The 13,746-nt window shown below is 41.2% G+C and carries 13 protein-coding genes; 12 read left to right on the top strand and 1 reads right to left on the bottom strand.

Features of this window, described 5'->3' with window-relative positions; all coding sequences use genetic code 11:
* The first annotated feature begins 29 nt into the window (after positions 1–29).
* The 7 genes from K1J10_RS00065 to K1J10_RS00035 are packed head-to-tail and all read left to right on the top strand — an operon-like array spanning position 30 to position 5,380.
* Positions 30–587 (top strand): ECF transporter S component, encoded by a 558-nt coding sequence (locus K1J10_RS00065; RefSeq protein WP_223355471.1) that lies wholly within the window; start codon positions 30–32, stop codon positions 585–587.
* Entirely contained in the window at positions 577–1,227 is a 651-nt protein-coding gene (locus K1J10_RS00060; protein ID WP_048789540.1) for a phosphatase PAP2 family protein, read from the top strand. Before K1J10_RS00065 ends, K1J10_RS00060 begins: the two co-directional genes overlap by 11 nt.
* Before the next feature lie 3 nt (positions 1,228–1,230).
* The gene (locus K1J10_RS00055) at positions 1,231–1,542 is read left to right on the top strand and encodes an MGMT family protein (protein WP_223355470.1); all 312 of its coding nucleotides are present in this window, start codon (positions 1,231–1,233) and stop codon (positions 1,540–1,542) included.
* Between the two features lie 23 nt (positions 1,543–1,565).
* Positions 1,566–2,507 carry a TIGR01212 family radical SAM protein gene (locus K1J10_RS00050; protein WP_223355556.1) on the top strand — a complete coding sequence of 314 codons (942 nt, stop codon included), beginning with the start codon at positions 1,566–1,568 and terminating at the stop codon, positions 2,505–2,507.
* A gap of 1 nt (position 2,508) precedes the next feature.
* Complete coding sequence (locus K1J10_RS00045) at positions 2,509–3,066, top strand: tRNA (mnm(5)s(2)U34)-methyltransferase (protein WP_223355469.1); 558 nt, start codon at positions 2,509–2,511, stop codon at positions 3,064–3,066.
* On the top strand, positions 3,059–3,322 hold the full coding sequence (locus K1J10_RS00040; protein ID WP_223355468.1) for a hypothetical protein: 264 nt from the start codon (positions 3,059–3,061) through the stop codon (positions 3,320–3,322). Before K1J10_RS00045 ends, K1J10_RS00040 begins: the two co-directional genes overlap by 8 nt.
* A gap of 3 nt (positions 3,323–3,325) precedes the next feature.
* The gene (locus K1J10_RS00035; RefSeq protein ID WP_223355467.1) at positions 3,326–5,380 is read left to right on the top strand and encodes a cation:proton antiporter; all 2,055 of its coding nucleotides are present in this window, start codon (positions 3,326–3,328) and stop codon (positions 5,378–5,380) included.
* An 85-nt stretch (positions 5,381–5,465) separates the two neighbouring features.
* Here K1J10_RS00035 and K1J10_RS00030 read toward each other — a convergent pair whose 3' ends face one another.
* Positions 5,466–6,254, bottom strand: a complete 789-nt coding sequence (locus tag K1J10_RS00030; RefSeq protein ID WP_223355466.1) for an ABC transporter ATP-binding protein — start codon at positions 6,252–6,254, stop codon at positions 5,466–5,468.
* A 71-nt stretch (positions 6,255–6,325) separates the two neighbouring features.
* Here K1J10_RS00030 and K1J10_RS00025 point away from each other — a divergent pair, with 71 nt between their 5' ends.
* From K1J10_RS00025 to K1J10_RS00005, 5 genes are all read left to right on the top strand, one after another.
* Entirely contained in the window at positions 6,326–7,453 is a 1,128-nt protein-coding gene (locus K1J10_RS00025; RefSeq protein WP_156676929.1) for an AI-2E family transporter, read from the top strand.
* Between the two features lie 431 nt (positions 7,454–7,884).
* A complete protein-coding gene (locus tag K1J10_RS00020; RefSeq protein WP_223355465.1) occupies positions 7,885–9,366 on the top strand; it encodes a M protein trans-acting positive regulator PRD domain-containing protein in 1,482 nt (493 codons plus the stop codon).
* Between the two features lie 103 nt (positions 9,367–9,469).
* On the top strand, positions 9,470–10,819 hold the full coding sequence (locus K1J10_RS00015) for a hemolysin family protein (protein ID WP_156676928.1): 1,350 nt from the start codon (positions 9,470–9,472) through the stop codon (positions 10,817–10,819).
* 113 nt (positions 10,820–10,932) lie between these two features.
* Positions 10,933–12,186, top strand: coding sequence for a hypothetical protein (locus tag K1J10_RS00010; RefSeq protein WP_223355464.1), 1,254 nt, complete (start codon positions 10,933–10,935; stop codon positions 12,184–12,186).
* Positions 12,187–12,609: 423 nt separating this feature from the next.
* A complete protein-coding gene (locus tag K1J10_RS00005) occupies positions 12,610–13,584 on the top strand; it encodes a hypothetical protein (protein ID WP_223355463.1) in 975 nt (324 codons plus the stop codon).
* Positions 13,585–13,746: the final 162 nt, after the last annotated feature.

Below are 13,746 nucleotides of genomic sequence, written 5' to 3'. Positions count from 1 at the left end.
AATTTTAGTAAAAATTGGAGGAACCTGTGATGACAAATACTCGTAAACTGACCCTAGTGGCTGTTTTATCTGCACTTTCTTTTCTATTGATGTTTTATCAACTATCAATAGGGATTGATTTTTTAAAGGTTGACTTTAGTACGATCCCAATCTTACTCGCCTTAGTTCTATTAGATTTGAAGAGCTCAGTTGTGGTGGTTTTGATTCGATCTGTTCTCAAGTTGGTTTTGAATAGTCGAGGAGCTGAGACCTTGGTTGGCTTACCGATTAATATCATTGGTGTCTTAGTCTTTGTCTTAGCATTTGCAGTCATTTGGAATAAGAAGAAAAACCAGGTTCGGTTTGTGATTGCTAGTCTAGTTGGGACCATTGGTCTAACTATTTCCATGCTCCTAGTCAATTACTATTATGCCATCCCTCTCTATGCTAAATTTGTTGGTTTTGACATCGCAAAGATGGTCGGAGTTGAAAAGTATCTTCTCAGTATGGTTGTTCCCTTTAATCTAATAGAAGGACTGATTTGGGCTGTGACCTTCTGGATGGTATACACCGTCGTACAGCCCCTACTTAAAATCTATGAAAAATAAACAATCTCATTTTTTAAAGGGCTCTTTTGCCCTTTTGTTATTTATGATTCTGGGCTATGTAGTCAAATTTTATCCTGAAAATTTAGTCGGAATCGATCAACCGATTCAATCGGCTATTCGCGGGGATTTACCAGCCTATTTGACAGCCTTCTTTACCCGTGTAACAGTGCTGATGAACACACCCGTTGTTGCATCCTGGGTTGGCGTCATTGTCCTCTTCTTTGTCTGGAAGAAATGGTATACGGAGGCCATCCTCCTCACCGGGAGTTTGGTTACAACTGGATTACTCGTGGTGATCCTGAAACACATCTATTTACGCCCACGACCAGCACTTCAACATTTGGTTCAAGAAGGGGGCTATTCTTTCCCAAGTGGCCACTCCTTGGCAGCCACCCTGGTCTTCGGTAGTTTGATCATTGTGGTAGGGCAACGGATGACCTCTCAAGTCGGGAAAGTCCTGGCTCAGCTTGCCCTCTTTCTTTGTATGGTGACCATCGTTGTATCACGTGTCTATGTTGGGGTTCATTACCCGACAGACGTCACAGGAAGTATGCTTTTGGGATTTGGTCTGTTGCAAATGGTCTTTCCTTATTACGACCGTTTGCGTTTTGAATGGCGCTTTAAGAGTAAGCAGAAGTAAAGCATGAACGATATATTTGAAGAAAAGGTCCTAAGGGTCGTTGCTCAGATTCCCCTGGGATGTGTGGCCACCTATGGTAAAATTGCCCAACTCATTGGCTATCCTCGCCATGCCCGCCAGGTCGGCAAGGTCTTGGCCACTTCTTTACAGGCTGTTTCCTATCCCTGTCACCGGGTTGTGACCTCTACTGGTCGCCTGGCTCCTGATTGGGAAGAGCAAGGCACGCTTCTCTGGGCAGAAGGGGTGGAATGCAACTCCAACGGTTGTGTGGATCTTAAAAAATACAAATGGAAAGCAGAGGAGACTCAACTTTGAGTTCACTCTGCTTTTTTGCTATAATGAGGGGTATGAAATCCTATACGACCTTAAATGATTATTACCGAACCTTATTTGGAGAAAAGACCTTCAAAGTCCCAATCGATGCGGGCTTTGACTGTCCCAATCGTGATGGAACTGTTGCTCGTGGGGGCTGTACTTTTTGTACAGTTTCTGGCTCTGGGGACGCCATCGTAGCACCAGATGCCCCTATTCGGGATCAGTTTTACAAAGAAATTGATTTTATGCACCGCAAATGGCCCGACGTCAAAAAGTATTTGGTCTATTTTCAAAATTTCACCAATACGCATGAATCCGTCGATGTCATTCGGGAGCGCTATGAGCAAGCCATTAATGAGCCGGGTGTCGTAGGGATTAATATCGGGACACGGCCAGACTGCTTGCCAGATGAAACGTTAGCCTACCTAGCAGAATTGACAAAGCGAATGCATGTGACCATTGAGCTAGGCTTGCAGACGACCTATGAAGCGACATCTGAATTGATCAACCGTGCTCATAGTTACGAGCTCTATGTAGAAACGGTCAAGCGGATTCGTCATCAGGTTCCCAAGGCTGAGATTGTTTCGCATTTGATCAACGGTCTTCCAGGGGAGACGCATGAGATGATGGTAGAAAATGTCCGTCGTTGTGTGACGGACAATGATATTCATGGTATTAAGTTACACCTGCTCCACCTGATGACCAACACTCGGATGCAACGGGACTATCATGAAGGGCGGTTGCAATTGATGAGCCAGGAGGAATACGTGTCGGTCATCTGTGACCAACTGGAAATTATTCCCAAGGAAATTGTCATCCACCGGATTACAGGAGATGCTCCGCGAGAGATGCTGATAGGCCCAATGTGGAGTCTCAATAAGTGGGAAGTCCTGAATGCTATTGAAACAGAAATGCGTCGTCGAGGAAGTGTTCAAGGCTGTAAAGTAGGAAAAATGGAGGAGTAGGATGTTGCGACCATTAGAAATGGCCCATGATTTTCTTAGGGAAGTCATTACGGATCAAGATACCGTCGTTGATGCGACTATGGGTAATGGGCATGATACGCTTTTCTTGGCGAAACTAGCCAAAGAAGTTTATGCATTTGATATTCAAGAGCAGGCCTTGGTCCATACGCAGAAGCGTTTGGAAGAAGCAGGTCTTGCCAATGCCCACCTTCTTTTGAAGGGGCATGAAGAGGTTGATTTCTATGTAAACCAGGTCAAGGCCGCTATCTTCAATTTAGGCTATCTTCCTTCAGCAGACAAGTCGATTATTACCCAGCCTAGAACAACTATCCGAGCCATCGATAAGTTATGCCATCTCTTGGTCAAAGGGGGCCGGATAGCGATCATGATCTACTATGGTCATGAAGGTGGAGACCTAGAAAAAGATGCTGTCTTGGATTTTGTCTCTCAGCTTCCCCAACAAGAATTTACGGTTACTAGTTATCGGACCCTCAATCAAATTAATCATCCACCATTTTTGGTGATGATCGAAAAATTAGAAAGTTACCGCCATGGATAAAGAATTTTTAAAAAATAAAATTGAAGCCCTTCGCCACGATTTTGTGGAGTCAACGTCTCATGAACGTGCTGTCGGCTTTTTGGATGAAGCACGGATGAGCAAAAAGATGATCAAAATCAAGAAGAAGTTACTCTCTCTTGAAATGGAACGTTGCCAGAAGAAAATTGAGCACAAGGATCTGACAAAGATTGATCAAAAGATCCAAGAACAAAAACAACTCTTTGAGGACTGTTGTAACCAACGATCAGGAGGATAAGAGATGGAGATTCTTGTATACGCCATTGTCTTTTCCCTGATCCTGATTGTCTCCAATGCGACCAATAAGTTGATTCCGACCTTGCCCCTGCCCTTGATCCAGATCGTCCTTGGGATTGGGATAGGCTTTCTCTTACCCAATTCGGAGTATCACTTAGATACCGAGCTTTTTTTGGCCTTGGTTATTGGTCCCCTCCTCTTTCGAGAGGCAGAAGAAGCTGATATTACTTCTATTCTCAAGCACTGGCGCATTATCGCCTTTTTAATCTTCCCAGTTATTTTTATTTCGACCCTTAGCTTGGGTTGGTTGGCTCATCTCCTGTGGCTAGGAATTCCACTAGCTGCCTGTATGGCAGTTGGGGCAGCGCTCGGTCCGACAGATTTAGTGGCCTTTGCCTCCCTTTCGGAACGCTTTACCTTCCCTAAACGGGTCTCCAACATTTTAAAAGGAGAAGGCTTGCTCAACGATGCTTCAGGTTTGGTGGCTTTTCGAGTAGCTCTGGCTGCTTGGATCACTGGGGTCTTCTCCTTGGGACAGGCTAGCTGGGACTTGGTGGTTTCCATTTTAGGCGGTTTTGCGGTAGGGATTGTGACAGCGGCTGTCAACCGTGGACTTCAGAAACTATTGTTGAGTGTTCGGGCAACAGATATTGCTAGTGAACTCATTTTAGAATTGAGTCTTCCCTTGTTAACCTTCTTTATTGCAGAAGAGATCCATGTATCAGGGATTATTGCGGTTGTCGTGGCCGGCATCCTAAAGGCTAGTCGGTTTAAGAAAATTACCCTACTAGAAGCCAAAGTCGATACGGTTACCCATACGGTTTGGAATACAGTCAATTTTGTCCTCAACGGATCCGTCTTTGTCCTTTTAGGGATGGAGCTTGAGATGATTTCTGAGCCAATTCTTAGGACTCCCTTTTACAACAATCTGCTCTTGATTGTGACTGTTCTTTTATTGACGGGACTCCTATTCTTGATTCGCTTTTTGATGGTGTATGGATTTTACTGGTACCGTGGTTTCCGATTGAAAAAATCCATTGATAAGTATCTGAAAGATGCCCTCTTGTTGACCTTTTCGGGGGTCAAAGGAACGGTGTCCATCGCGACCATTCTCTTGATACCGACGCAGCTAGAAGCAGAATACCCAGTTCTCTTGTTTTTAGTAGCAGGGGTGACCTTGTGTAGTTTCCTGATTGGACTTCTCATCCTACCAAAGCTCTCTGAAGACAAAGAGGAATCCAATGATCATTTGATGCACATTGCTATCTTAAACGATGTCGTCATGCTATTGGAGAAGGAGTTGACAGTGACCAAGCAGAAGGGGCCTCTCTATGCAGCTATTGATAATTATCATGGGCGGATAGAAAATATGATTCTCAATCAGGAGGATAAGGCCACTCAAAGAGACTGGGAGCAACTGAAACTCCTTATTCTCAGTATCGAGAACGATGGCTTGGAACAAGCCTATGAAGAAGGAAAGATTCGAGATAGAAGCTACCATGTCTATCAACGCTATCTCCGATCCATGGAGCAGAAAGTCAACCGCAATCTTTCATCACGCCTGACCTATTATTTCTTGGTGCTCTTCCGCCTAATTCGCCTCCTTTTCCATGAGGTTGTGACCTTTGGATCCGGTATTCGGGCGTGGAAAAACGGAGAAAATTACAAGCTCGAAGCGATTGATTATGACCAGATTGCCGCCTTGTATTTGGCGAATACGGAAATTATTATCGAGAGTTTGGAAAATCTAAAAGGAGTTTATCGCAGTAGCCTGGTTTCTTTCCTTCAAGAATCACGCCTGCGTGAAACGTCTTTGATTACCAGTGGAGCCTTTGTAGAGCGGGTTATCAATCGGATCAAGCCCAATAATATTGATGAGATGCTAAGAGGCTATTACCTGGAGAGAAAACTCATTTTCGAATATGAGGAGCAGCATTTGATTTCGGCCAAGTATGCACGTCGTATGCGGCAAAATGTCAACGAATTGGAAAACTATTCCTTGAAAGAAAGTGCCAATACTCTTCCTTATGATATGATCAATTACGCTCGAAATCGATAAAAAATAAATTTCCACCTAAATAGAAGAAAAGAGATTGGTGACGCTTGTCCCAATCTCTTTATTTTGTATCTTGGCAGGCTATTGATTATTGGTCTGGCTGAATGTAATAGCGATCTTCCCCGATAGGAATCAGCTGGACCTTCCCCCCATAAAAGTCTGATAGAGTTTCTTGGGTGAGAATGTCTTTCTTAGGTCCTTGGGCAAAACTTTGTCCCTCCTTGAGGAGAAGGACATGACTAAAGGACTTGGTGATTTCCTCTGCATGGTGGGTGACAAAGAGAATGGTCGGTGCCTTTTCCATCTGTTTGATCTGGTGAATCAGCTGAAAGATGGCTTCCCGAGCAAATAAGTCGAGCCCACTTGAGGCCTCGTCGAAGATGAGAAGATCGGGTTGTTCCATGAGACTACGGGCGATAAGAATCGTCTGTTTTTCACCTTGAGAGAGGGTCCTGTATTTTCGCCCGATCAAAGAAGTAGCACCGATGCGACACAACATGGACCGCGCTTCTTCGAGTTCTTTCTCTCCATAAGTTGTATAGAGGATGCTACTCTTGTATTTCCCAGTGAGGACAATTTCTTCTGGGGATAGAGATTCAGGGATGCGCTCAGAAATAAAGGAGCTAACCACTCCAATCCGCTTGCGGAGCTCAGGAATACCCCCTTGCCCAAATTGCGTCCCGAGCACAGAAACATCTCCTTCTGTTTTCCAGTATTCCGCCATTAAGAGACGAAGGAGGGTCGATTTACCAGCACCATTCAGTCCAAGGATAGCCCAGGTTTCCCCTTTTTTAACGGTCCAATTTAAATGGGAAAGGAGGTTTTTTCCTTCTTTCCTTAGAGTGACTTCTTTCAGTTCAATTAAGCTATCTTTCATCTTTTTAACCTTTATAAAAATATTCTCTATTTTATCATAAATATGATAAAATAGCAGATAGGAGGAAAGGGATGTTTCATAAAAGTAAATTATTTTTCTGGACCTGTGAAGTCCTATTATTAACGATTATATTCTATATTTGGGGAAGTATGGGAAGCCTCATCTCTCCATTTGTATCTGTTCTGAATACCATTATTCTTCCATTTTTGATTGCTGGTTTCTTGTATTATATCACCAATCCTATCGTAGAATTTTTGGAAAAGAAATTTCATCTGAATCGAATTTTTGGCATTCTCTTAACCTTGGTAACCCTTTTTGGATTGATTATTTATGGGATTGTTTATATCTTGCCTATTTTGATCAACCAGTTGTCAAGCTTGATTAATTCAACCCAAGGCTTGTATTGGGAAGTGCAAAGTTTTGTGACCAAGTTATCTAAGAATCCAGCTTTTCAGAGTATCAATATCCAATCGACCATTCAGCAACTAAATCTATCTTATGTGGATATTCTACAAAATATCTTAAACAGTGTGACCAATAGTTTGGGTAGTGTGGTATCGACAATTGTCAATACGCTCTTCATTCTGGTTATGACCCCGATATTCTTGATTTATTTCTTGATTGATGGGAAGAAGTTGCTTCCAATGTTAGAGCGGACGATCCTGAAGAATGACCGGCGGAATATTAGCTCCCTCATAGTGAGTCTCAACCAAACAGTTTCTCGTTATATTAGTGGGATTTCTATCGATGCTTTAATTATCGGAACCTTAGCTTTTATTGGCTACAGTATCATCGGTTTGAAATATGCATTGGTCTTTGCTATTTTCTCAGCCTTGGCCAACCTTATTCCCTATATTGGACCGACGATTGGCTTGATTCCCATGGTGGTTACCTATGCCTTCACGGATTTCAATATGATGATCAAAGCGGTCATCTTCATGTTGATTGTTCAACAAATCGATGGAAACATCCTTTATCCACGGATTGTGGGAGGCGTAATGAAAGTGCATCCCATTACCATTATGGTTCTTTTGCTCTTGTCCAGTAACATCTATGGTGTAATTGGAATGATTGTGGCGATTCCGGTTTATTCGATTGGTAAAGAAATCATGAAATTCCTCGCAGCCTTGTATGAAAATCATAAAAAGACACAAGAGCAGCGCAAGCAAGAAGAGTTTGGAATCATTAATAAATCCTAACAGAATAAATTAGAAGGGAATGGGTGACCATTCCTTTCAAATTGAAGATAAAGTCTTCTAAAAAAACTTTCCTTAGGTGAGTAGGGACGTCAGCGAACTTCGTCGAAGTTCCATGACTAATTATTGAGCCTAAGGTCTCAATAATTCCGAGTGCCTGAAACATAATTGTTTCAGGCACTTTTCTCACAGCGGAAAGTTTTAGCTCTACTTGAATGACTCAAAAAATAAGAGTCATTTTTTGAAAATTATCTAGCTGTTTTATGTAAAACAATAGTATGTCTACATTAAAAAAGGAATGGGTGACCATTCCTTTTTGAGTATAGACTTAGAAAGGATAGGCTAAGGACTTGAATCGTAAACTTTTACATTTCCTTTAAGAAAATATGTTATAATGAATTAGTAATGATACAAAATCAAGGAGTTTCTATAAGATGATAGAATTGCTTGCCAAGAAGCAGCGACGCCAAATGCGTTTGCTAGAAACATTAATTCGAGAGAAGCGCTGGTTTCATTTGAAGGAACTCGCTGAAATGTTAGATTGTACAGAGCGGTCATTAAAGGAGGATTTGTCAAATTTACGGACGGTCTTTAATGAATTTTTGATTGAATCTTCGACAAATGGTATTAAAATTAGCTATGACGATTCGATTGGGATTGAGGTGGTGTACCATCACTTCTTTAAAGAATCTACAGCTTTCTCCCTCTTGGAATACTTGTTCTTCCATAAAGATGTTTCCAGTGACTTAATTTGTAGACGGTATGATCTCAGCCAGCAATCATTTTATCGCTTGATTCGAAATATCAACCAAATTATTCAGGAAAAGTACAATATTCGTATCACCTTGAATCCTCTAAATGTTGTGGGGGACGAAGTCGATATTCGATTTTTCTATTCCCAGTATTTTGCTGAGCGGTATTATTATTTAGAATGGCCATTTCCTGATATCAGAGAGCAAGTTATTATTGATTTCATCACCTTCTTCTATAAATTGACAGAAATCCCACTGACTTATTCGATCTTCCATTCCTATAAAATCATGCTGACGGTCTACCTATACCGGATTAAGCAAGGTTATCGAATTGAAGGGGCCAATAATTTTGAACAATACGCTTATCTCTATCAAGAGCTCCCAAAAATCAATGAGATGCTTCGTTATTTTGGTTTGCAGCTGGGTGTAGAATTTAATGAAGAAACCATTGAACAACTCTTTATTATCTTCTTGCAGAAACGCTTTTATTTTACTCCACAGGGTCTGATTGACGCTACAGAGGAAGACGCTGTTACAAAAAAATCCTATATTTTAGCCTCTCAATTTCTTGATCACCTGAGTGAATCTTATGGTTTAGAACTTGAGAATTATGAAGAGATGATCATGCATATTCACAACACTGCCTATTTGGAGCGACGTGAAATCTTTGGTGAATTTCTTCTCTATGATACTAAGAGCTATACCAATGAGGATTATCGAACCCTCTTCCCTAAATTTTATCAGGATGTTGAAACTGGTTTGTATCACTATCTCAAAGAGATGGGCTTTCATGAAAATCCTGAAAACCTCAAGCATCAGATTTATACCGTATTTTCACATTGGGAAAATCTATTGCCTCAACTATTAAGGAGACGGACAGCTGTCAAGGTCTTAATCATTAGCCGATACGATGACCACCATGCTAAGTCCATGATTGATTTCTTAAAATTTTATTGTACGGATAACATTGAGTTTTCACAGGTCATCAAGCATGACTTTAAACTTCATGAATTAGAGCACACTGAGTATGATGTCATTGTTGCCAACTTTATGATTCCGGATATAAAAGGGAAAAAATTTATTTGTACAAGTAGTTTGACCCTTTTGGAACTTGTAGAAAAACTGAATGTACTCTTTTATGATTTTACACGTTATGGAGTATAACTGGCCTTCCCTCCTCTTTTAGGAGGGAAATTTTTGCGACTATGCACCATTTTAAAAAATATGATATAATGGGCATTATTACTATACATTGAGGAGAATATCCATGGAAGACCCTGGCAGTCAGGATTTAATACTGCAATTTGTTTTACTATTTGTATTGACCTTATTAAATGCATTTTTCTCTGCAACGGAGATGTCGATGGTATCGCTGAATCGTTCTCGGGTAGAGCAAAAAGCGGAGGAAGGCGATAAGAATTATATTCGTCTCTTAAAGGTATTGGAAAATCCCAACCACTTTTTATCTACGATTCAGGTTGGTATTACCTTGATTACCATCTTGTCTGGGGCAAGCCTAGCAGATAATCTTGGGAAAGTAATCGCTTCTTGGATGGGAAATACGGAGACAGCACGTGCGATAGCTAGCTTCCTCTCACTGGTTTTTTTGACCTATATTTCGATTGTATTTGGTGAGTTATATCCGAAGCGTATTGCCATGAATCTGAAAGATAGCTTGGCTATTCGAACGGCTCCAATTGTTATTTTACTAGGAAAAATCGTTAGCCCCTTTGTCTGGCTCTTATCGGCATCAACCAATCTGGTCAGTCGTCTGACCCCGATGCAATTCGATGATGCAGACGAAGAGATGTCACGGGATGAGATTGCCTATATGCTGGCTAAGAGTGAAACGAGTCTGGATGCTGACGAGATTGAAATGTTGCAAGGAGTCTTTTCACTAGATGAGCTGATGGCGCGTGAGCTAATGGTTCCTCGTACGGATGCCTTTATGGTGGATATCCAAGATGATACCAGAGAAATCATCGAAAGTATCTTAAAACAGAATTTTTCTCGTATTCCTGTCTATGATGATGACAAGGACAATGTCATTGGTCTGATCCATACCAAACGTTTGCTTAATGAAGGTTTTGTGAATGGATTTGATAACATCGCTCTTCGCAAGATTCTTCAGGAACCGCTCTTTGTACCGGAAACAATCTTTGTGGATGATCTTTTAAAGGAGCTCCGGAATACACAAAATCAGATGGCCATTTTGCTCGATGAGTATGGAGGAATGGCTGGTCTGGTAACCTTGGAAGACCTTCTGGAGGAAATCGTCGGTGAAATTGATGATGAGACCGATAAGGCTGAAAATGACGTATTTGAAATTGAGCCTAACCTCTATATTGTGCAGGGGATTGTGACCTTAAATGACTTTAATGAGTATTTTGATGTGAAGCTGGAAAGTGATGATGTGGATACCATTGCAGGCTACTACCTAACTGGGGTTGGTCGCATTCCAGGTCACAAGGAACGCTTGAGTTTTGAAGTAGACAGCATGAAGAAGCATTTGATCCTTACAAACGATAAGGTGAAAAATGGTCGTGTCACCAAGGTGAAGGTTGAGGTCAGTGATCTAGTCGATGAAGACGAGCAAGCGACAAAAGTTCAAGAATAAAGAACATCAAATCAGGGAGTTTCCCTGATTTTTTTATATTCATTTTAGTTGAGTTTGCATCTCTAACCAAATTAATTTATAATAAAATAATTAGTGGTTATAAGGAGATAGCAATGAAACAAGAAGAATGGTTAGCAGAGTTTGAGAGAGCCCATGGTCGACCAGCCAATCAAGAGGAGATCCAACAGGTTTTTGGTGCGTTTGGATGTCCTGAAACACAAGCGACACCGAATACGCCCGTAAACCCAATTCAATCTCCATTTGAGGGAGCAGCTCCTGTTTCCAATCAAGGACAATTTGGAGGTCCCTTACCGTTTCCAGAACAAGCCAAATTTGGAGGAGCAGCGCCAGCCTCAGAGCAAACGCCATTTGGAGGAGCAACGCTAGCGCCAGAACAAACACCATTTGGAGATTCGATACCAGCATCAGAGCAAACACAGTTTGGAGGAGCAGCGCCAACTCCAGAGCAAACGCCATTTGGAGGTGCAACACCAGTCCCAGAACAAACACAGTTTGGAGGTACAGGCCAAGCCCCATTTGGAGGTGCAAGTCCAACTCCAAATCAATTCCAAGGTGGAACAAGTCCTTATCAGCATCAAGGACAGGCTTTTGGACAAGGTGGAACTCAGCCACAATCTCCTGTTCAGGAGGCGGCTCAAGCAGGAGCGCCCTTTGCATCTTATAACAACGCTCAGATGCAGGGAGGCTATCCAAACAATGGGCAACTGAATTACCAGGCTAATTCCCCATATATGGGACAAGCTCCAATGCCAGGTAAGAAGTCTAAAAAAGGGCTGATTATTGGTTTATGTAGTCTTGTTGCTGTTGCAGTTTTATCTGTACTTGCATTTTTCTTATTTACTAAAAATCCAAATAGTATTCAAGGAAAATGGTCAGCTACTCCTGAAATGAAAAAGACAATGAAGTCTGCTTTTTCTGGCACCTTCTCGGCTACATCAGATATTTCAAGTGAATTTATAAAAGACATTGATATGATCGTAGAGGTAAAGGGGAAAAAAGTGACCATCAGTGTGGTTGGTAAGATTGATTTCAAGGGAGCTGCAAAGGAACTCTATGATGATGGAGACAATGATTTTTACTCTGTTGAGGATGCCTTAGACTATATCCAGGAAAACAGTGAGAATTCCTATTTAGAGGATATGGGACTTGAAATCGATGTGAAGAAAGGTACTCTTAAAATGGTAGCCTTTGAAGGTGAGGTGGATGAAAAAGATCACCGATTCATTCAGGATGAAGATAAGAGTCATTTCCTACGATACGATCTCAAGTATAAAATTGAAAATGGAACGCTGAAAGTTTCCGTGGATGGAAATGATTATGGAATTGAATACTCCTTTAAAAAATAAGATATTCGCTTATTTAGGCTCTTTGTCAACTGTAAAGAGTTGATGAAAAGTTATACCCTGAGAGTGGGACAGAAATCGGTAATTCGTTAGAATTCGATTTCGTCGTCCCACCTCCGCACAGTTGAGTAGGGCTGTAAAAGCTGATGAAATCAGCGTAGTAGAGCCCACTCAACCACTGCGTCTTGCTCGACAATCAAAAGACAATTGAGAGGCTAGGACTTTTGTGCCAGCCTCTTTTTGATGTTCTTGTTTTCTACAATAAAATAGGCTCCATAATTCCTATGGTGATTTTACCCACTACAGAAATCATAGAGCCATGAAATCAGGGTTTTTCGCTGATTTTTTATGCTCATTTTAGTCGGATTTGCTTCTCCTATGAATTTCCTTTATAATAAAATAAGTAAAGGTTAGAAGGATATAGTAATGAAACAAGAAGAATGGTTAGCAGAGTTCGAGAGAGTCCATGGTCGACCGGCCAATCAGGAGGAAATCCAACAGGTTTTTGGTCAGTTTGAAAGTCCAGAAACACAAGCGACACAGGATATGCTGGTAAATCCAATTCAATCTCCGTTTGGAGGTGCAAGCCCAGCTCCAAATCAATACCAAGGTGGAACAAGTCCGTTTCAACATCAAGGACAAGCTTTTGGCCAAGGTGGAACTCAGCCACAAGCTCCTGTTCAGGATTCGGCTCAAGCAGGAGCGCCTTTCGCATCCTATAACAATGCTCAGATGCAGGGAGGTTATCCAAACAATGGGCAACTGAATTACCAGACTAATTCCCCATATATGGGACAATCCCCAATACCCGGTAAGAAGTCTAAGAAAGGGCTGATTATTGGATTATGTAGTCTTGTCGCCGTTGCAGTTTTAGCTGTGCTTGCCTTTTTCTTATTTACTAAAAATCCTAATAGTATTCAAGGGAAATGGTCAGCTACTCCTGAACTGAAGAAAGAAATGACAGCTGGTTTTAAAGAAAGTTTCACCTCGACTTTAGATATCTCTAGTGAATTTATTAAAGATGTCGAAATGATTGTGGAAGTAGAGGGTAACAAAGTAAAAATTTCTACATCAGGAAAAGTTGATTTTAAAGGAGCAGCAAAAAAACTCCTTGAAGGCGATAAAAGTTATTTATATTCTATGGAAAATGCATTGGAGTACATTGAGGAACGAAGCAAATGGGGTTACTTGAAGGAAATAGGAGTTGAAATTGATGTTAGAAAAGGAACCATTGATATGGTGCTATTTGAAGGCGAGTTATCTGAAAAAACTCATGAATTTCTTGTAGATAGTGGTGGAAACTTTGTAATGCAATACAATCTCAAATATAAATTGGTAAACGGAACGTTAACGGTTTATCAGAATGAAGAGGATGATTTTAAATACACCTTTAAAAAATAAGATATTCGCTTATTTAGTGCCCTAATCGGGCGCTTTTTTTGTTACTATACGTAGAAAAAATAAGATAATCCCCAATTGTCAAGTCAAGTGCAACAAAGTCATTCCTCTGATTAAGCGAGTGTTCTTCCAGCTGTTTGAGCTAGCTCAAACAGCTTTTTTGCG

Origin of the sequence: Streptococcus australis (genome assembly GCF_019930045.1) — a bacterium.
GTDB classification, from domain to species: Bacteria; Bacillota; Bacilli; order Lactobacillales; family Streptococcaceae; genus Streptococcus; species Streptococcus australis_D.
Note: the sequence above shows the minus strand (reverse complement) of the source record. Positions and strands in the feature narration are given on the sequence as shown.

What these genes read in the sequence shown, in the direction of transcription:
- K1J10_RS00065 (WP_223355471.1), top strand. Translation starts at nt 30, where the DNA reads ATGACAAATACTCGTAAACTGACCCTAGTGGCTGTTTTATCTGCACTT.
- K1J10_RS00060 (WP_048789540.1), top strand. Translation starts at nt 577, where the DNA reads ATGAAAAATAAACAATCTCATTTTTTAAAGGGCTCTTTTGCCCTTTTG.
- K1J10_RS00055 (WP_223355470.1), top strand. Translation starts at nt 1,231, where the DNA reads ATGAACGATATATTTGAAGAAAAGGTCCTAAGGGTCGTTGCTCAGATT.
- K1J10_RS00050 (WP_223355556.1), top strand. Translation starts at nt 1,566, where the DNA reads ATGAGGGGTATGAAATCCTATACGACCTTAAATGATTATTACCGAACC.
- K1J10_RS00045 (WP_223355469.1), top strand. Translation starts at nt 2,509, where the DNA reads ATGTTGCGACCATTAGAAATGGCCCATGATTTTCTTAGGGAAGTCATT.
- K1J10_RS00040 (WP_223355468.1), top strand. Translation starts at nt 3,059, where the DNA reads ATGGATAAAGAATTTTTAAAAAATAAAATTGAAGCCCTTCGCCACGAT.
- K1J10_RS00035 (WP_223355467.1), top strand. Translation starts at nt 3,326, where the DNA reads ATGGAGATTCTTGTATACGCCATTGTCTTTTCCCTGATCCTGATTGTC.
- K1J10_RS00030 (WP_223355466.1), bottom strand. Translation starts at nt 6,254, where the DNA reads ATGAAAGATAGCTTAATTGAACTGAAAGAAGTCACTCTAAGGAAAGAA.
- K1J10_RS00025 (WP_156676929.1), top strand. Translation starts at nt 6,326, where the DNA reads ATGTTTCATAAAAGTAAATTATTTTTCTGGACCTGTGAAGTCCTATTA.
- K1J10_RS00020 (WP_223355465.1), top strand. Translation starts at nt 7,885, where the DNA reads ATGATAGAATTGCTTGCCAAGAAGCAGCGACGCCAAATGCGTTTGCTA.
- K1J10_RS00015 (WP_156676928.1), top strand. Translation starts at nt 9,470, where the DNA reads ATGGAAGACCCTGGCAGTCAGGATTTAATACTGCAATTTGTTTTACTA.
- K1J10_RS00010 (WP_223355464.1), top strand. Translation starts at nt 10,933, where the DNA reads ATGAAACAAGAAGAATGGTTAGCAGAGTTTGAGAGAGCCCATGGTCGA.
- K1J10_RS00005 (WP_223355463.1), top strand. Translation starts at nt 12,610, where the DNA reads ATGAAACAAGAAGAATGGTTAGCAGAGTTCGAGAGAGTCCATGGTCGA.